General features: G+C 69.1%; 19 protein-coding genes. 4 read left to right on the top strand and 15 right to left on the bottom strand.

Features of this window, described 5'->3' with window-relative positions; translation table 11 throughout:
- Positions 1–196 precede the first annotated feature (196 nt).
- The 4 genes from VI056_00305 to rsmG are packed head-to-tail and all read right to left on the bottom strand — an operon-like array spanning position 197 to position 2,820.
- Complete coding sequence (locus tag VI056_00305; protein ID HEY6201457.1) at positions 197–658, bottom strand: protease complex subunit PrcB family protein; 462 nt, start codon at positions 656–658, stop codon at positions 197–199.
- A 16-nt stretch (positions 659–674) separates the two neighbouring features.
- The gene (locus VI056_00310) at positions 675–1,394 is read right to left on the bottom strand and encodes a metallophosphoesterase family protein (protein HEY6201458.1); all 720 of its coding nucleotides are present in this window, start codon (positions 1,392–1,394) and stop codon (positions 675–677) included.
- Positions 1,385–2,095, bottom strand: a complete 711-nt coding sequence (locus tag VI056_00315) for a HisA/HisF-related TIM barrel protein (GenBank protein HEY6201459.1) — start codon at positions 2,093–2,095, stop codon at positions 1,385–1,387. Before VI056_00315 ends, VI056_00310 begins: the two co-directional genes overlap by 10 nt.
- The gene (rsmG, locus tag VI056_00320; protein ID HEY6201460.1) at positions 2,092–2,820 is read right to left on the bottom strand and encodes a 16S rRNA (guanine(527)-N(7))-methyltransferase RsmG; all 729 of its coding nucleotides are present in this window, start codon (positions 2,818–2,820) and stop codon (positions 2,092–2,094) included. The genes VI056_00315 and rsmG overlap by 4 nt, the downstream gene beginning before the upstream one ends.
- Before the next feature lie 23 nt (positions 2,821–2,843).
- On the opposite strand from rsmG, the gene VI056_00325 reads away from it, so the two are divergent.
- Genes VI056_00325 through VI056_00340 form a run of 4 tightly spaced genes read left to right on the top strand, consistent with a single transcriptional unit; the run spans position 2,844 to position 6,156 of the window.
- Positions 2,844–3,401: a cupredoxin domain-containing protein gene (locus tag VI056_00325; protein HEY6201461.1), complete on the top strand. Its 558-nt coding sequence runs from the start codon at positions 2,844–2,846 to the stop codon at positions 3,399–3,401.
- The gene (locus VI056_00330; GenBank protein HEY6201462.1) at positions 3,398–4,027 is read left to right on the top strand and encodes a cupredoxin family copper-binding protein; all 630 of its coding nucleotides are present in this window, start codon (positions 3,398–3,400) and stop codon (positions 4,025–4,027) included. The genes VI056_00325 and VI056_00330 overlap by 4 nt, the downstream gene beginning before the upstream one ends.
- A gap of 54 nt (positions 4,028–4,081) precedes the next feature.
- Positions 4,082–4,651, top strand: coding sequence for a hypoxanthine phosphoribosyltransferase (gene hpt / locus VI056_00335; GenBank protein ID HEY6201463.1), 570 nt, complete (start codon positions 4,082–4,084; stop codon positions 4,649–4,651).
- Positions 4,648–6,156: a SpoIID/LytB domain-containing protein gene (locus tag VI056_00340; GenBank protein ID HEY6201464.1), complete on the top strand. Its 1,509-nt coding sequence runs from the start codon at positions 4,648–4,650 to the stop codon at positions 6,154–6,156. Before hpt ends, VI056_00340 begins: the two co-directional genes overlap by 4 nt.
- A gap of 10 nt (positions 6,157–6,166) precedes the next feature.
- On the opposite strand, the gene VI056_00345 is transcribed toward VI056_00340, so the two are convergent.
- The 11 genes from VI056_00345 to VI056_00395 all read right to left on the bottom strand — a co-directional run bounded on the left by VI056_00345 (position 6,167) and on the right by VI056_00395 (position 17,151).
- Entirely contained in the window at positions 6,167–6,700 is a 534-nt protein-coding gene (locus VI056_00345; GenBank protein HEY6201465.1) for a DinB family protein, read from the bottom strand.
- Complete coding sequence (locus VI056_00350; GenBank protein ID HEY6201466.1) at positions 6,697–7,725, bottom strand: histidine kinase; 1,029 nt, start codon at positions 7,723–7,725, stop codon at positions 6,697–6,699. Before VI056_00350 ends, VI056_00345 begins: the two co-directional genes overlap by 4 nt.
- A 2-nt stretch (positions 7,726–7,727) precedes the next feature.
- Complete coding sequence (locus tag VI056_00355; GenBank protein ID HEY6201467.1) at positions 7,728–8,450, bottom strand: response regulator transcription factor; 723 nt, start codon at positions 8,448–8,450, stop codon at positions 7,728–7,730.
- Positions 8,434–9,312 carry a sensor histidine kinase gene (locus VI056_00360; protein ID HEY6201468.1) on the bottom strand — a complete coding sequence of 293 codons (879 nt, stop codon included), beginning with the start codon at positions 9,310–9,312 and terminating at the stop codon, positions 8,434–8,436. Before VI056_00360 ends, VI056_00355 begins: the two co-directional genes overlap by 17 nt.
- A 186-nt stretch (positions 9,313–9,498) precedes the next feature.
- The gene (locus tag VI056_00365; GenBank protein ID HEY6201469.1) at positions 9,499–10,869 is read right to left on the bottom strand and encodes a hypothetical protein; all 1,371 of its coding nucleotides are present in this window, start codon (positions 10,867–10,869) and stop codon (positions 9,499–9,501) included.
- A complete protein-coding gene (locus VI056_00370) occupies positions 10,866–12,389 on the bottom strand; it encodes a hypothetical protein (protein HEY6201470.1) in 1,524 nt (507 codons plus the stop codon). Before VI056_00370 ends, VI056_00365 begins: the two co-directional genes overlap by 4 nt.
- Before the next feature lie 9 nt (positions 12,390–12,398).
- Positions 12,399–13,571, bottom strand: a complete 1,173-nt coding sequence (locus VI056_00375) for a glycosyltransferase family 87 protein (GenBank protein ID HEY6201471.1) — start codon at positions 13,569–13,571, stop codon at positions 12,399–12,401.
- Positions 13,558–14,616, bottom strand: a complete 1,059-nt coding sequence (locus VI056_00380; GenBank protein HEY6201472.1) for a lysylphosphatidylglycerol synthase transmembrane domain-containing protein — start codon at positions 14,614–14,616, stop codon at positions 13,558–13,560. Before VI056_00380 ends, VI056_00375 begins: the two co-directional genes overlap by 14 nt.
- Positions 14,613–15,293 carry a PHP domain-containing protein gene (locus VI056_00385; GenBank protein ID HEY6201473.1) on the bottom strand — a complete coding sequence of 227 codons (681 nt, stop codon included), beginning with the start codon at positions 15,291–15,293 and terminating at the stop codon, positions 14,613–14,615. Before VI056_00385 ends, VI056_00380 begins: the two co-directional genes overlap by 4 nt.
- Entirely contained in the window at positions 15,290–16,420 is a 1,131-nt protein-coding gene (locus tag VI056_00390; GenBank protein HEY6201474.1) for a glycosyltransferase, read from the bottom strand. Before VI056_00390 ends, VI056_00385 begins: the two co-directional genes overlap by 4 nt.
- Positions 16,417–17,151, bottom strand: coding sequence for a WecB/TagA/CpsF family glycosyltransferase (locus VI056_00395; GenBank protein HEY6201475.1), 735 nt, complete (start codon positions 17,149–17,151; stop codon positions 16,417–16,419). The genes VI056_00390 and VI056_00395 overlap by 4 nt, the downstream gene beginning before the upstream one ends.
- Positions 17,152–17,157 lie beyond the last annotated feature (6 nt).

Here is a 17,157-nt window from a genome sequence, read left to right on the forward strand (position 1 = left end):
GATGCGACCTTTCGATTCGAGCGCTTCTTCGGTCGCGACGAACCCGCCACGGGTGCGCTTGAACTCGGGCGGGCGGACGATGCGCACGACGCGATCCCCGGGCCGCTGCCCGCGCCGCTCTTCGCGGCGTTCGAGACCCCCACGGTCGTCGCTCAACCTCGCGGAGTCTAGGGAGGACGGTCTGTTGAGAAGTTGTTTAGGTGGTGCTCGTTCGCGCGACCTCGACTCCACCGCTGTCGATGAGGATCGCTTCATGCACGCCCGTCACGTCCGATGCCGCGATCGACACGACGTGAGCGGGCGAAGTGAGCACCTGCGTCACCATCGCACCGGGACCGGGGACACCGAAGGTCGCGCGCACGATGAGTTGATCGCCCTTTCGCTCGATCGCGGTGATCTGGACCGAGTAGCCACCGGTGTTCTGCTGTCCCTGAAACACGGCGACGAGCACGCGCCCTGAGGGAGTCGTCGCGTTCGGCACGAGCTGCGCGATCTTCGCGCGCGACGCGTCGGTCGTGCCGACGATGAGCGCGGGGCCTGAGTCGTCCCGCGCCTGCGCCGTCGCGGCGAGCTCCGCGAACGCGACCGGACGCGCGGACGGCGACGGGCTCACGGATCCGCCGCTCTTTGCCGTGCTGCCGCACGCGGCGAGCAGCACGACAGCGAGCGCGGCACTAGACGCCGAACGCCAGGCGATCGGCGAACATCTCCGGAAGGCCGCGCTCACGTATCCGTCGCTGCGTCTCATCCACTCGATACGACGAACGATAGAAGGTCACCCTTCCGGCATCGGTGTCGATCACCCCGTACGCCGCTCGTGGATCGCCGTCACGCGGCTGGCCCACGCTTCCGGGGTTGATCAGCATGCGGTCGGTCAGCTCGTATGGGTGCTCCTGCTTGGGCTCGGTGAAACGGACGCCGGTCGGGAATTCTCGGAACAGCGCCGGAACGTGGGTGTGGCCGTTGCAGCAGAACGGCGTGCTCGAGCGCGCGAGCGTGGCGCCCGCCGTGAGCGAGTTCGTGACGTACTCCCACAGCGGATCGCGCAGGCTGCCGTGACAGAGCGTGAATCGCTCCACGCTGTGCACCGTGGGCAGCGCGGCGAGCTCGTCACGTTCAGCGGATGAGAGCCAGTCGGAGTGAAGCCGCGCCGCGACGCCCGCGCGATCGTGGAAGAACTCGATGCCCTCCCCCGTCGCGACCGCGCGGTCGTGGTTGCCCTGCACGAGGAGCGCGTTCCGTTCGCGCAGCAGCGCGAGGGTCTCCGACGGATCCGGACCGTAGCCGACGGTGTCACCCGTCACCCACAGGGCATCGACCCGCCCGAGCGCGGCAAGGACCGCCTCGAGCGCCACGAGGTTGGCGTGGATATCGGAGAGAAGACCTACGCGCACGCGGCCTTCGCCTCGGCGAGGGTGAAGCGCTGGTCGAGGAACGCACGTCCGATCACGACCGACGCTGCGCCCCAGCGCGCGAGCGCGCGCACATCCTCGACGTCGCGCACGCCACCGCCAGTGTGGAACGTCACGCCGGGTCCGGTCTTCGCGCGGAGCCGTTCCATGAGAACGAGTGGCGGGCCACCGAGCCGGCCGTCCGCGCTCGTGTCGACGACGTAGAGCGCCCGGATACCGCGCAGCGCCGCGATCTCCGCCGCCCCCGCGGCGTCGCGACCCGACGCGCGCTTCACGAGATCAGGCTCGCCACCGCGCGGCGCGAGCGCTCCATCCCGGGCCTCGATCTCGACGATCGCGCGGTCACCCAGTCGCGCGATGCGGCGAAGCAGCGCGTCGTCTCCGAAGACGGCGCTCGAGAAGAGCACGCCGGCGAAACCCGCGGCGATCGCCTCCTGCGCCTTCGCGAGCGACGAGATGCCGCCGGCGAGACGGCACGGTACCGAGGCGCTCCGCGCGATGCCCGCGAGCGTCTCCGCGTTCGCGTAGTCGCCACGCTCGGCACCGTCCAGGTCCACCAGATGCAGCTCCTCCGCGCCTTCGCGGAGGTAGCGCGAGGCGAGCTCGCGCGGCTCGATGTCGGCACCGGCGCCGCCGCGATACGCGACACGTCCGGCGCGCACGTCGACCGATGGCACGATCACCACGGCCGGCGGCGCGCTTCCGCTGACGTTCGCGGGTAGCGCAGGGGCGTGGCGCGCGTCTTTCGCACGACGACGAGATTGCGGCCGGGCAGCTCATCACCGACGCCGAGCGAGACCGTCGGCACGATGGATGCGATCTCACCACCGAGCGCGGCGCACGCTTTCTGCGCGCCCGGCAGCTCCGCGTCGACACGTCCCTTCCATACGATCGCGTCGCCGCCGGGCCGGAGGAGCGGAAGGATGTACTCGCTGACCATGCCCAGAGTCCCCACGGCACGGGCCGTACCGACGTCGTAGCGGTCGCGACGCTCGCGGCCAAGTGCTTCCGCGCGCTCGTTGCGGATCTCGACGTCAGTCAGTCCGAGGAGCGCGCACACATCCTCGAGAAAGCGGACCTTCTTGCCCACCGACTCGACCAGCGTCAAGCGGATGTTCGGCAGGGCGATACGCAGGGCGAGACCGGGAAAGCCCGCGCCGCTGCCGACGTCGACGACACGCTCGCGGCCCGTCCAGCGTCGCACGGCGATCGCGGTGAAGGAATCGAGGAAATGCTTACGCGCGATGTCGTGAGGCTCGGTGATCGCTGTGAGGTTCACCGACGTATTGCGTTCGATGAGCTCATTGCCGAGACGCTCGCAGAGTGCGATCTGCCCGGACGACAGCGCGAGCCCCAGTCGCGCCGCCTCGACCGCGAGCGCGGCGAACGGCGGCGAGGCGACGGGCACGCCGGTATCGTACGTGCGTGAGGATGAGAGCGGTCCGCTGCGCCGCGTTCGCGTGCGTGCTGCTGTTCTTCGCCGTCACGTCGAACGCGTCCGCGGCGACGCTCACCGTCGAGATCTCCGGCTTCGCGTTCAGGCCTGACGCGGTGTTCATCACTGCCGGCGACACCGTGACCTGGACGAACCGCGACAGCGCGCAGCACAGCATCGTCTTCCTCACCGGGCTCGGTCAGACGGAGAACTTCGGGCTCGGCCAGAGCTCGTCGCTGCGGTTCATCGCTCCGGGCACGTACAAATACATCTGCGGGCTGCACGGGCAGAGCATGTCGGGCACCGTGGTGGTCGAGCCGGCATCGGGTCCGATCGCGGCTGCTTCGGGAGGTGCGCCGACGTTCGTGCCTCCGACCCCGACCCCGATCCCCAGCGCCGGCGTCGTCGTGCGCGGCGCCGACGAGGTGCCCGAGCTGCCCGCGGGCGCGGCAGACAGTCGGGTCGACGGCGGCCGCGCCGCGGTCTTCGGCGGGATCGGCGCGCTCCTCGTTTACATGGTCGTGCGCGGCGGCTCACTACTCCGCCGCCGATGAGACTGCGGGCCGCGCGCCCCGGGGCCCTTGCCGGTCTGCTCCTCTTCGTCGCCCTCGCCTCGACCGCAGCCGCCGCGACAACGACCGTCAACATCCAGGGCTTCGCCTTCCAGCCACCCAGCGTGACGATCAACGTCGGCGACACCGTCACGTGGACGAACAAGGACGCGGCAGCTCACAGCGCCGTCGTGAACGGAGTCGGGCAAACACCTGTGCTCGCGCAGAACCAGAGCGCATCGCTGACGTTCACCGCGGCAGGCACGTTCCCCTACATCTGCGGCATCCACCGCGCGGCGATGATGGGCACCGTCATCGTGCGCGCCGCGGCCACGCCTGTTCCAACACCGATCCCTACGCCGGTGCCGACGGCGCGACCGACCGTCGCGCCCACCGTCGCACCGACGGTCGAACCGACGCCGACCGCGAGCCCTTCACCGACGCCGAGCCCAGCCCCCACGACGGCCGCGCCGAGCGCGACACCGACCATCGCGGTCGTGGTGCCGACGCAGCAAGCGCCCGCTCCTGCCGCATCGAACGACGGCGGAGCATCTCCGCTGCTCATCGCCGGGGCCGCGGTCGTGGTCATCGGGCTCGTTGCCTTCGCTTTGACACGTATCCGGCGCTAGGCGCGTGCCCTGCAGGGCTATCTAGGGATGCCGAGTGAGACAATCGAGCGACCGATGACGACCCTCCGCGTCGCCACACCCGCGGATGACATCGCCGAAGTGCTCATCGACGAGAAGGCGATCGCTGCGAAGGTGCGCGAGCTCGGCACGGCGATCGCGGACGACTATCGCGGCAAAGACGTCGTGCTTGTCAGCATCCTCAAGGGAGCGCTGCCATTCCTCGCCGACCTCATGCGCCAGATGCCGATCCCCCTCGCGCTCGACTTCCTCGAGCTCTCCTCGTACGGGGAGGCGACCGAGTCCAGCGGCAACGTGCGGATCCTGAAGGACCTCGCCAAATCGATCGAGGGCCGCGACGTCGTCGTGGTCGAGGACATCCTCGACACCGGGCAAACGCTCTCCTATGTGATCGAGCACCTGCGTTCGAAGCAGCCCGCATCCGTAAGGCTGTGCACGCTGCTCGACAAGCCGGCGCGTCGCATCGTGCCGATACAGATCGACTATCGCGGGTTCGAGATCCCCGACAAGTTCGTCGTGGGATACGGGCTTGACTACGCCGAGCGGTACCGCAACCTCCCGTTCATCGGCGTGCTCAAGCCGGAGGTGTATCGAGGCGTGCCGTGAGACGGCGAACGCTTCTCGGCCACCTCGTGACGTGCGTCGTCATCGCGGCGTCGACGATCTCGCTGTCCGAGCCCGCGCGCGCGTCAACGCCGGCCGCTGTGCCGGCGACGGTGCGCGTGAACGTCTCGCTCTACGGCACGTCGTACGCCCTCATCGGTTCCACCGGTGCGATGACGGTGACCACCGAGGATGGGAAGCTCCTCTACAAGGGCGGGCAGCGCATGGTCGCGCGCACGAACGTGCAGCGACTCGAGGGCGAACCGATCACGCTGCCGCCGGCGCGCGAAGGACTGACGCGCGAGGAGAGATCCAGCCGCCTGGAGCTGCTGCGCGAAGCGCGGCGCGCCGCGCGCGAAGCGCAGGTCACCGGGAAGCTCGTCACCGTGCCATTCGAGGTCTCGCTCCTCGCCGGGTCTGACGACGCGCTCGGCACGCCGATGCTGTCGGCGCCGCGCGTCGGCGTCATCCGTTTCAACGCCGACTTCGGTTACCTGAACTGGGGCGGCCGCCTGTTCCGCGGAACGCTCGAGGTCACGACCGACGACGCGGGCGACATGATCGTCGTCAACGAGGTCGAGACCGGCCGCTACCTCGCGTCCGTCACCGGCGCGGAGTCACCGTCCAGCTGGCACGGCGAAGCTCTCGCGGCACAGGCGATCGCGGCGCGCACCTATCTTGTGACGCACCTGCACCATCACGCCAACTACGACCTCGAGGGCGACGTGCGCGATCAGGAGTACGCCGGGATCGGCACCGAGGCGGACTCGACGATCCGCGCCGTCGAGCGCACCGCGGGCATCGTCGCGACCTACCGCGGCTCGCCGATCGAAGCGCTGTATTCCGCGAACGCGGGCGGCGTCACCGAGGACTCCGAGAACGTCTACGCGAACGCCCTCCCCTACTTGCGGAGCGTTCCGTCACCGGGGGACGAGCTCGCGAAGGACAGCGGCTGGGGCACGACGAGCTGGGAATGGAACCGCGAGTTCACCGCGCCGCAGCTGGGCGACTACATGCGCTCGCGCGGGCTGAGCGTCGGCGTGCCGCAGCGCATCGAGCTCGTCCGCGTCACGGGCGCGGGCCGCGTCACGCTCGCGCGCGTCTTCGGCACGACCGGCACGCGCGACATCGGCAAAGACCTGACGCGCTACTACTTCGGCCTGAAGAGCAGCATGTTCACCGTTAAGCTCACCGAGGGCGGCGAGGCGGAATGGGTCTCCTGGCGCGACACCGCGCGCCTGGTGGACATGGGCATCCTCGGGTCGGAGCTCCTCGGCACGACGTACGAACGGATCCTGAACGAGGACCGCGAGCTGACATCGATCCGCATCACCGGCTTCGTCTACAAGCTGCCGCCGCGCTTCATCTTCTACGGGCGCGGTTTCGGACACGGCGTCGGCATGTCGCAGTGGGGCGCGCAGGGCATGGCGCTGAGCGGCGCGAACTACGAGCAGATCCTGAAGCACTACTACCAGGGCATCGCGCTGACGAACATCGGCGGCGTCTAGCGCCGGCTGGTCACTCCCCGATGAATTTCTGGGAGTTCCCCATGTGCGGGTAGACGCGCGCCTGCACTACGGCGAGCAGCTGCTTGGTGTGGTTGCGATCGTGGTGCACCCACTCCTGCAGCAGACCCTTGACTCGAAGCGTGCCGACCTTCGGATGCTCGCCGCTCCGCTCGAGGTCCGCCGGAGTCAGTGACCGCACGAGCGCGATGCTGTCGTGCCGGAGGCCCATGAACTCCATCCAGAGGCTCTGGCTCATGCGGGCGCAGTCGTTGCGCTCGCGGGCTACCGCTTCCTGATCCCAGGCCTTCAGCGCTTTGCCGGCGATCATGTCCCGGATCCGGCCGGCGAAGCCACGGCGCTCCGCCTCGATGAGGTGCCCGACGCACTCGTTGACGCACCACTCGCTCGGCGCGGGATGCCACTGCGCGCCCACGTCGCCGAGCGCGTTGATCTCGCCTTCGATGAGCGCGCATGTGGATTCGAGCAGAGCCGCGATCTGGGTCGGCGCGAAGGGATGCGTGGGACTCCCCGGAGCACCGCTCATGAGATGAGCTGTGGTGCGCTCCGGATCGGGACATGGACGTTGAGCACGACCGTGCCGTCGGGTCGCGTCTCGTGCTGCGATTCGCCGTGCAGGAGATCGAGACGCTCGCTGCGGCGCAGGCCGGACTGCAGCTCGCCGTCCGGCGGGAGCTCCTTGCCGTCGCTCTGCAGCATGATCTCGAGCTTGTCGTCCTTCCAGGTCATTCCGAGGACGAGGTCCTTCGCGATCGCCTTCTCGATCCGCTCCACCAGCGAGTCCTGGATGAGTCGGAAGATGGCGACCTCGTCGTCGGACGGGAGGCGCCGGTCACGGCCGGTGCTGGAGAAGTCGATGCGTACGCCGTGCTTGTCGATGAGCGTCTGAACGTAGCGGCGCATCGTCGGCACGAGGCCGAGATCGTCGAGGATCATCGGCCGCAGCTCGAAGATGAAGCCGCGCAGCTCCTGCAACGTCTTGTTCACCATCTGTCGGAGCGCGGCGAGCTCGGTGCGCGAGCGCTGCGGATCGACCTCGAAGAGCCGCTCGCTGATCTCGGACTGGAGCACCACGTTCGCCATCGCCTGCGCCGGCCCATCGTGGACCTGGCGGGCGATGCGCTTGCGCTCCTCCTCCTGCGTGTCCACGACCGCCTGGAGGAGACGGCTCTCGTCGATGACCGGCGCGGTGTCGGCCGGCAGCGGCGCCTGCGAGCTCGTGTGCACGTGGTTCTGCGCGGCCGTGACGAGGGCCCGCGCGCGGTCGAGAAGCTTCTTCTTCGCCTGCAGCCCGGCGAGCTGCGCTTCCATCGTCATGCGCCGCGACAGTGCGGCCGTGTATTCGTCCGCCGCGGTGAAGATCTGCTCGCGTTCGAAGCTCGCCGGGTTGGCGCGGGCCTCTTCGACCTTCGCCTTCGTCTGGTCCTCACGCGCCTTGAGCCGGCTCACCTCGGTCAGCGTCGACTCGACCAGTAGATCGAGCTCGCGGACCTCGGCGGTGATCTTCTTCTGCTCGGCGACGAGCTCGCTGACGAGGTCGGGGGCTGCCACGCTCAACTACCCATCTCCGGTCCCTTGATCCAACCCTGGCGGATGGCGTACACGACGGCCTGCGTGCGGTCGTTGACCGACAGCTTCCGCAGGATGCTCGACATGTGATTCTTGACCGTCTGCTCGGAGATGGCCAGAGCGTACGCGACCTCTTTGTTCGTCATCCCCTGGGCGATGTTGTCGAGGATCTGGACCTCGCGCGGCGACAGCGGCGCGAAGACGTGCGACGAGCCCGGGCCGTACACCGACAGCTCGCGGAACTCAGCGAGCACCTTCGACGCGACCGCAGGCCGGTTGAAGACCTTCTCGTTGATGATGAACTGGCCGGCGCGCGCCTTGCGGATCGCGTCCACCAGCTCCACCGGATCGCAGTCCTTGTTCAGGTAGGCGGCCGCGCCCGCGCGGATCGCCTCGAAGAGCGTCTGCTCCTCGTCCTTCGCCGTCAGGACGACGACGCCGACGTGCGGCAGCTCGCGGCGGATGCGCTGCGTGACCTTGATGCCCGACGTGCGCGGCAGGTCCGCCTCGATGACGAGCACATCGGGCTCGAGCTCGAGGGTCTTCGCCGCAGCCTCGTCGCCGTCGGCCGCGGTGCCGACGAGCTCGATATCGGATTCCTTTTGCAGCACCTGGCTGATCCCCATCGTCGTGAGGCGACTGGAATCGGCCAGTACGACACGGATGTTCCGGTCCGGGTCCTTCGTGCGGTCAATCTTGTCGGCCAATGGACCTTCCTCTTTCAGCATGCGTCGCGCCTGTGGAGCCCTCGTTCGGAAGCTGGAGTGTAACGGCGGAGCCTTTGCCCGGGCTCGATTGGATCTGCAGGGTCCCGCCGATGAGCGAGGCGCGCTCGCGCATCGAAAGGAGACCGACGGACTTCGCGCGGCGCGCCGCCTTCACCAGGTCGAAGCCGATGCCGTCGTCGGTCACGTGGAGCACCCAGTTGCCCGCCGATCGCTGCCAGACGATGCCGACCGCGGACGCCTGCGCGTGCTTGTGCACGTTCTGCAGAGCCTCCTGCAGCACGCGGTATACGGCGAGCTCTTGCTGTGGCGACATCGCGGTCTCGCCCGTGTCGAGCTTGGTGGAGACCTTGATGCCGCACCGGGTCTCCCACTCGCTCGCGTAGTTGCGCATCGCGTCGGCGAGGCCGAGCTCGGTGAGCTCAGGCGGCCGCAGGTCGTAGATCATCGCGCGGACGGAATCGAGCGAAGAGCGGAACTGTCCGCGTAATGTCCCGAGCTCACTGCGTAGCGTCTGCCGGAGCTCGGCCGGGGCACGCTCGGCGATGCGCTCGAGATAGTCGACCTCGAAGATCGCGTTGGCGAGGACCTGCGCGGGGCCGTCGTGCACGTCGCGGTACAGGCGCTCGCGCTCGGCCTCGAGACTTTCGAGAACGCGCTGCGCGACGTCGAGCGTTTGGCCGTCTCCGTGTGGCTCCGGCTCGATCCCGGAGCCGAGGAGATACGAGACGCTCGATTCGATGTGCTGCACGACGAGCTGAAGCTGCTTCAGTCGCCGGTAGGCGCGCTGCGTGCTCTCGTCGAGCTCGCCCTCGGGCGACCGGCCGGATTGGGCCTCGGCCATGCGCTGGTACGCGCGCGCGAACTTCTCGACCTGCTGTCGCGTGCGCCGGACATCGCGCCGCAGTGCGTCGACCAGCGCATCGAACTGCGCTTCGAGGTCGTCCGGATCTTTGATGAGTCGTGTTGGCTGTGGCGTCGTTTGCCGAGTATATGGACGGATACCGGTCGTTCTGGCGACCAGCGCGTCTCAGCGCGGTCGCTCGAGCAATACCGAGCCTTCGTCGCCACCCACGACACGCCAGCCCTGCTCGCGAAGCGCGGCGACCAGCGCGCGATCCGGCTTGAGCAGCACCTGCGTGACCTTGTAGCGCTCCAGCACCTCTCTCCACCCTGGCCCGAGTTCGACGGCGGCGCGCCAGTCCGCGAACACATCCGGGAGGAACGGGAAGAGGCGCCCATCAACGAACACGGGACGCTCGGGGGCGCGCCAGATCAGGTAGCCACCCCAGTCGTACTCGTTAAGGAGAACGCCGGACCCGGAGCGCACCGCGTCGAGAACGACGGTCGGATAGGCCCGCTCGTTCGGGGCGTTCGGCACGAACGCGAGGCCCGCGAGCGCCATCGCCGCGACGCCCGCGCCGAAGCCCACGATCGCTCCGCGCGGGTACGGACGGCGGCGTGCGAGCCAGGCATCGAGCGGCGGCCACACGCGCGGCACGGCAGCCGAGATGAACGGAACCGCCGCGAACGCGAAGTACGGCATGTGCCGCTGCGCGGACAGTCCGAGCCAGAGCAGTGGCGCGAGAAGCAACAGGTCGAGCAGAGTCCCACCCCCGCGCATCGCAAGCGCGAGCGTGCCGATGATGAACGCGGCGAACACGAATCCGGCGGGACGTGTGACGTCGGGCGGGGACTCCTCGACGATGAAGCGCGGCGGCGCGGTCGCGTGTGCCGCCGCGGCACCGAGTCCGAGCGAGCCCGGATCCACGAGCGACGCTGCGAACGCGGTGCTCGCCGTGATCGCGAACGCCGCGAAGTTGCGACGCGCGAGGAGCGCTTCGAGCGTGAAGATCCCGACGAGCACAAGGCCGAGTGCGTAGCCCCCGTGGAGATTCGTCCACAGGAGCATCAGCGGCGGCACGCCGAGCAGCAGGCCGAGGCGACCGGCACGCGCGGTGAGGAGCAGGTCGAGCAGGAGCGGGAACAGCGCGAGCGTGAAGAGGTGTGGGCGATCGGTCCACACGATCTCCGACAGGAGGAGCGCCGCGCAGGTCACCGGGACCGCCACGATGATCGGCGCTCCGCCGCGCAGCGCGACGCGCGTGAGGAAGAACGCGCACACGCCTACGAGCAGCCCGCGCAGGATCACCAGTCCGCTCCAGCCGCCCGTGAGGTACGCGACATACAGCACGATCTCGCCGAGCCACTCGCCGACGCTGTACGGCTGCCCGTTCACTGTGCTCGAGAACACATCGGTGCGCAGGAGCGCGCCGTGGTCGAGCATCCACTTCCCCGACGCGAGATGCCAGTACGTGTCCGGATCGCCGGGCGGCGTCGCGAGCGCGAGCGCGAACGCCGCGAGCGCGACGAAGAGCGGCGCGAGGCTGCGGCCGTTCAATCGGTCGCCTTGGAGATGTGGACCGAGCACCCGAGTTCGCCGATCACAGGGAAGATCTTGATCGTGTCGAGCACCACGGGCTGTCCGAGCCACGGCGGACGCTCCGTCCCGTTGTAGACCGCGTCGTAGGTCCGGAAGTGCGCGGCCTCCAGGACAACGGCTCGCGCGTGATATATGGCCGCCGCGCAGGCGAGCTCGGTCACGCCATCGGCCGGCGTGACCATGACCGACCGCCCGCTGATCGCGCGCCACGCCGCGGCGTCGATCGCCATGAACGTTCCCGGTGGGATCGCGTCGAGCACGGCTGTGCGTGCACGCGCCGACGCGTTGAAGGCGGCGTCCCATTGCACGAGCGCGCCCGCGGTGAGTGCGACCGCGAGCGCGAGCGCGCCGGTGACCCAGATACGACCGATCGACGCTTCGCGGCGCGCGAGCGCGCGCTCGGCTGCGGCCGCTGCCAGCGCCATGCCGAACGGGAAGAACGCAGCGAGCGAATGGAAATACGAGCCGCGCGTGGAATGCAGCGTCCACAGCAGCGACTGCGCGAGGAAGACCGCCGCGAGCAGCGACGACCACGCGCGCACATCGGCGCGCGCCCGCAACCGCCACGCGGCAACGGCGGCAAGAGGACCGAGAAGGACAAAGAAGGCGAAGAGCGCCGTGGCCGCGTTCGTCACGACCGCGCTCATCTTGGCGATCAGGACGTCCGGCAAGGCGCCGAAGAACTCCGCCGCGGTCGGCGGCGCGATGCGGAAGAATTGCTGGTAATCGGCCAAGAGCATCGAGCGCGCGAGAATGTCGCTGGTCCCAAGACTCAGGTCGCGCGCGAACCACCCACCACCGATCACAAGCGCCACTGCGCTGCCAGCGAGCCCGGCGCTGCGCGACGCAGGGCGAGCGGCGAGCACGAGGAGCGCGAGGCCGAACAGGGCGCCTTCGGCGCGGGCGAGATAAAGGAGTCCGACGAGGAGCCCGGCGACCGCGCCGGCGCGGAGCGACCCGCTCGCGGCACGAGCGAACGCGAGGAAGAACAGCGTGCCGATGAGGGCCGCCGGCGCGAACGAATCGGCCGCCACCCAGCCTGGCGCGAAGACGCCGCCGAGTCCGACCAGCGCCGCCGCTGCGAGGGCGTAGCGGGGCGAGACTTCGAGGGAACGGGCCGCGGCGTACGCGCCGGCCGGTAGGAACGCTGCGACCGCGATCACGGCGGCCTGCGCCGCGCGGAACTCACCGAGGGCACCGCCGAGCACCGCGATCCCGGCGGCCTGCAGTGTGGTGGCGAGCGGCACCCAGAACTGATGGCTCGGGATGGGAAGCGGCGCGAAGTTCGGCGCCTCGAGGAAGTTCCAGATGAAGTCCGCGGTCAGGCCCTCGCCGTGCGCCAGCCGGCTCGCGACGATGGAGTAATAGAAGGCGTCGGTGTAACCGGGTTGGGCGACGACGACGGCGCTGGCGACGCGCACGATGAGTGCCGCGACCGACACGAGGAGAACAGGTCGGATGGCCGCGGCATCCGGCACCGCGCGAGTCTAGGCGGAGACGCTCGCCCGGGACGAGCGCACGCGCAGCGCCGCCGCGACGAGGAGCGCCGTCGCGGCCGTCACGACCGCGGAGAGAGTCTCGTTGCCCCGTGGGAACGCGACCGTGTAGAAGAGCCACTGGAGGGGACCGGCAAGAGCGACCGCACCGAGCGTGAGCCACATTCGCGTGCGCGGTGACGCGGAGCCGGCACGAGCCAGGACGAAGGCGTATGACACGAACAGCACCAGGAAGTCGTAGCTCCACGCATACGGCGTCGCGAAGAGCGAGATCGGCAGCGTGAGCGAGAACAGGCCGACGTCGTCCACGCCCGAACGCCGGACCAGGAGCCAGCACCCGATCACGAGGGCGGCCACCAGCAGCGCACCCACTGCGGCGTTCCCGAGCACGTCGGCCGCGAGACCCCACGCGGTCGGGAGGAACACCGCCACCCTCGCCCGGCGCACCACGAGCTCGTCGAGCCACTCGAAGATCCAGCCTGGGACGAACAGCATCGGCACGACGACCATCGCGGTGCCGGTACCGACGACCGCCGCGAGAACACGCCAGCGCCGCTGCGCCAGCGCGCGTAGAGCGATGGCGGGGATCGCGAGCGCGACGATCTGCGGCTTGAGGGCGAGCCCGGAGAGCGCTGCGCCGGCGACCGCGCGCCCGCGCGCGACCAACAACACGAAGAGGCCGGCCAGACCGAGCATCACACCGGTGATCTGTCCGTAGATCACGAGCAGCCAGAGAGGCTGGGCGGTGACGAACAGGATCCCGAAGAGGGGCGCGAGCCGCGCCGGCCCGCGCACCGCGAGCCAGGCCCACCAGGCGCCGGCGAACGCGGCGCCGAATGAGATCGCCATCCATGCGCTCGCGGCGTATTCGATCGGTAGCGCGCCGATCGGCAACATGACCACCGCCGTCCACAGCGGATAGCCGTAGCGGCCGGGGCAGGAGGAGCGCACGAGACGACCGCCGCTCGAAGGATCGGGGTACAGGCCGCCGGTCACTTCCTTCCACCAGGCCTCGTCGTACGGGTCGTGCCCGACGACGAGCGACCGCGCGCCGTGATAGAGGCAGAAGAAATCCGTCGCCTGGTAGTAGAGATTCGACCGAGCCGCGACGGCGCCGGCCGCGAGCAGGACGAGGACGATCGCCGCGAGCCTAGCGCTGCCCACTCGTCCGGAAGTCATCACGCGAGCGCAGGTACACGATGCCGCCGATCACGATCACCGAGAACACGCTCACGGCGCGGTCGAGCACGGCGACCGCCACCGCGTTGGAGTTCGACAGGCCGAAGCCCTCGGTGAGGACGTACACCATCGCGATCTCAACGAAGCCGAATCCCGCGGGCGTGAGCGGCACCGTCGTGAGCAATGACGTCGCGACCGCGACGAAGACGATCCCGGATGCGGGCAGATCGATGCCGAGGGCCCAAAGGACGAACATGAGGCGCATCGCTTCGGCGCCCCAGATGATCAGCGTGAGCGGTCCGGCGAACGGCAGTGCCCGGAAGCTGTGCAGCACTCCTTCGCGGAAGAGGCGGCCGATCCGGCGCACCTCGCGCGGGAAGAAGCGAGCGACGGTGGGACCGAGCGCGTAGATGGCGACGAGGCCCGCCGCGATCAACAGCGCGAGCACGCCGGCCGTGACGTAGACGATCCACAGGTCCGGAAGCACGGTCCGACCGAACGCGACATATCCGCCGACGACGAGCAGGCCGAAGACGACGATGAGGTCGAGCAACCGTTCCGCGACGACGACGCCGACCGTGCGCGACATCGAGATGCCGAACTTCCGTTTCACGAGATAGGAGCGGTACAGATCGCCGAGCTTCGCCGGAACGAGGCTGTTGACGAACCAGCCAAGGAACAGGATGCGGAGGAGGTCGCGCCAGCCGAGATCCGCGCCACCCTCGCGTAGGAGCCGCGCCCAGCGGGCCGCCCGCAGTGGGAACGTCGCGTAATAGACAAGGAGCGCGCAGCCGACGAGCAGCGGGCTCGATCTACCGATCGTCCGCGTCGCCTCGGACCAGTCGACGTTGCGCGCGAAGAGCGCGATGAGGATGAGCGGGATGATCGTCGAGACGAGCTCGCGCATCCCGAAGAGCTGGCGGCGAACCGCGAGGTCATCGGTCTGCTCCGCGACCTCGGCGAGCTGCTCGATGCTCGGGTCTTCGACGTGGACCGGACGTTCGAGTTCGTCCGCCGGCCTCCGCCTCATGCGGATCTCTTCATGCGTCGTCGGGCCCACCAGTTCCGGATCACATCGAGGCGCGTCAGCACGTGGATGTAGTTACCGGTGAGCCTGCCGATGACGCTGCCTTCGCGAAGGGCGGCGATGAAATCCTCGCGACCCGCGAACTCCTCGACCTCGACCCAGGCGCGCCCGATCTCCGATGCGCGATGCGCGTCGCTCCCTACGGCTCCAGGAAGTCCCTTGTCTTTGGCGAACGCCGCCGCGCGCACGTTGTCCTGAGTGAATGCTTCGCGGGCGTTGAAGACCTCGATGCAATCGATGTCCTTCCACACACGCTCGAGCACCGAGCGCCGCAGGTGGAACCGCCGGTTGCGGCTGAACGGATGCGGGACCGAGACGAGTCCGCCCTGATCGTGGATGCGGGCGATCGTGTCGTCCGCTGAGAGGTCGCGCGGCACCGACCTGTCGAGAAAGAGGCCGATGATCTCGCCGTCGCGAGTGCTGACCTCCTCCCCCACGATCACGCGGAAGCCATCGGCGAGCTCGCGCAACCGCAGCGCTCCCTCGATCGTGTTGTGATCGGTCGCGCACACGACATTCAGGCCGGCGGCCTTGATCGCAGCGGCCTGCGCCGCGAGCGGCGTGCGGCTGTCCGGCGAGTACTCGCTGTGCGTATGCATGTCGACCTTGACCTTGCTCATACGGTCCCCCGCGCCGTCCGCCCGCGCGCATAGGCCTCTTCGACGATCGCCCGAATGCGGTCTCGGAATCGTGACACATCGAAACGGAGTGCGGAACGATGCAGCTCGTCGACATCCCACGCGCGCTGCTCTACCCGGAGCACCGCATCCGCGAACGCGTCGGCGTCGGCGGTCGCGACGAGCGCGCCGTCGATCCCGTCGCGCACGATCTCCGGCGCACCACCCGCAGCGAGCGCGACGACCGGCGCACCGGATGCGAGCGCCTCGACGCACACGATCCCGAAGTCGTCTTCCGCAGGGAAGATGAGACCGCGCGCCGCGCCGAGCAGCTGACGGAGGGTCGCGTCGTCCAGGTGCCCCGCGAAGGCGATGTTCCCCATGGGACGCCCCGACGTATCGCGCGCGATCGCCTCGAGCGAGGAGCGCTCCCGTCCTTCGCCCACGAGGATGAGACGCATGCCGAGCCGCCCGAACGCGCGCACGGCGATGTCCGCACGCTTGTACGCGGAGAGCCGGCCGACATAGACCCAGAAGTCCCCGCGCTCCCGTTGCGGGACGAAGGTGTCGACATCGACTGGCGGATGCAGCACCTCGCTCTCACGCTCGTAGTAGCGGCGGATGCGCGCGGCGACGACCTGCGAGTTGGCGATCCAGCGATCGACGCGCGCCGCGAAGGCTCGATCCGTCTCGCGAAGTCGCGACAGCAGCTCTCCGACCGCGCCACGCAGCGGCGCGGGGACCTCCTCGTGCAGGTACTGATCCCTCCAGTCCCAGAGATATCTCGTCGGTGAATGGCAGTACGCGACCTCTACGGTGTGTTCCGCGAGCCCCAGGCCCTTTATGAACGCAGACGTTGAGACGAGTGCGACGTCCGTGTCCCGAGAGACTCGAATTCGACGCGCGGCGCCTGGATACAGCGGGAGAAGAACGCGATGCACGCCGCCGCCGATCGAGAACTGCTGCAGATAGCTCGTGCGAAGGTCCCAGCCTGAAAGATCGCCATACCGCCGCCGGTCGTGGAAGAACGTATGCACGGGCGCATCGGGCCACATCGCGTGCAACACGTCGACGACGCGCTCGGCGCCACCACGCGCGGCGAAGTACTCGTGCGCGAGCGCGAGCTTCAACGGCCGACGAGACGCTTTCGCAGCACGAGCAGCGCGAACAGGGGCAGGACGCGCTGGCGACGCCAGCGCCGCGGCTCGCGCGCGAGCCGCCATAGCCACTCCAGTCCGACCGCGTGCAACAGGGCCGGCGGCACCTTCTGGACACCGGCAAGCTGATCGAAGACGCCGCCGACGCCGACCGCTACTCGCATCGAAGGCAGCGCCGCCAGATTCCGAGCGATCCACCGCTCCTGTTTCGGCATGCCATACGCGACGAACAACACCTGCGCGCCACTCTGGCGGATACGTTCGATCGATACCGGGTCGTCCGCCGGCTCGGCTGAGCCGGCGTGCACGCCGGCCACGACGAAACCGGGCGCACGACGGCGCACCTCGGCCGCGGCGCGCTCGCCGACGCCAGGCGCCGCACCGAGAAAGAAGACCGGCGCGCGCCGCTGCGCGAGATGCGGCACCAGCGCGTCGACGAGAAGACGCCCCGCGACGCGCGGCAGAGGATCGCCGAGAAGGCGCGACGCGGCCGTGATGCCAGAGCCGTCGGCGACGACGAGGTCCGCGGCCCGCGCGATCTGCGCGACCTCCGCGTCCTGACGCGTCAGCATCACGAACTCGGGATTCGCGGTGATCACGAACGTGCGCTCGCCGGCGTCGAGCCGGCGCAGGATGCGCTCCGCGGCGCCAGCAAGGTCGACGCGGTCGAAGCCCACCCCGAGCACGTCGACTCGCGCGGACACGACCTT

The organism is Candidatus Limnocylindria bacterium (genome assembly GCA_036523395.1).
Taxonomy (GTDB): Bacteria; Chloroflexota; Limnocylindria; order P2-11E; family P2-11E; genus CF-39.

Excerpts from the sequence above, each read along its gene's own strand:
- VI056_00325 (HEY6201461.1), top strand. The coding sequence starts at position 2,844 with ATGAGAGCGGTCCGCTGCGCCGCGTTCGCGTGCGTGCTGCTGTTCTTC.
- VI056_00330 (HEY6201462.1), top strand. The coding sequence starts at position 3,398 with ATGAGACTGCGGGCCGCGCGCCCCGGGGCCCTTGCCGGTCTGCTCCTC.
- hpt (HEY6201463.1), top strand. The coding sequence starts at position 4,082 with ATGACGACCCTCCGCGTCGCCACACCCGCGGATGACATCGCCGAAGTG.
- VI056_00345 (HEY6201465.1), bottom strand. The coding sequence starts at position 6,700 with ATGAGCGGTGCTCCGGGGAGTCCCACGCATCCCTTCGCGCCGACCCAG.
- VI056_00360 (HEY6201468.1), bottom strand. The coding sequence starts at position 9,312 with ATGGCCGAGGCCCAATCCGGCCGGTCGCCCGAGGGCGAGCTCGACGAG.
- VI056_00380 (HEY6201472.1), bottom strand. The coding sequence starts at position 14,616 with ATGAGGCGGAGGCCGGCGGACGAACTCGAACGTCCGGTCCACGTCGAA.
- VI056_00385 (HEY6201473.1), bottom strand. The coding sequence starts at position 15,293 with ATGAGCAAGGTCAAGGTCGACATGCATACGCACAGCGAGTACTCGCCG.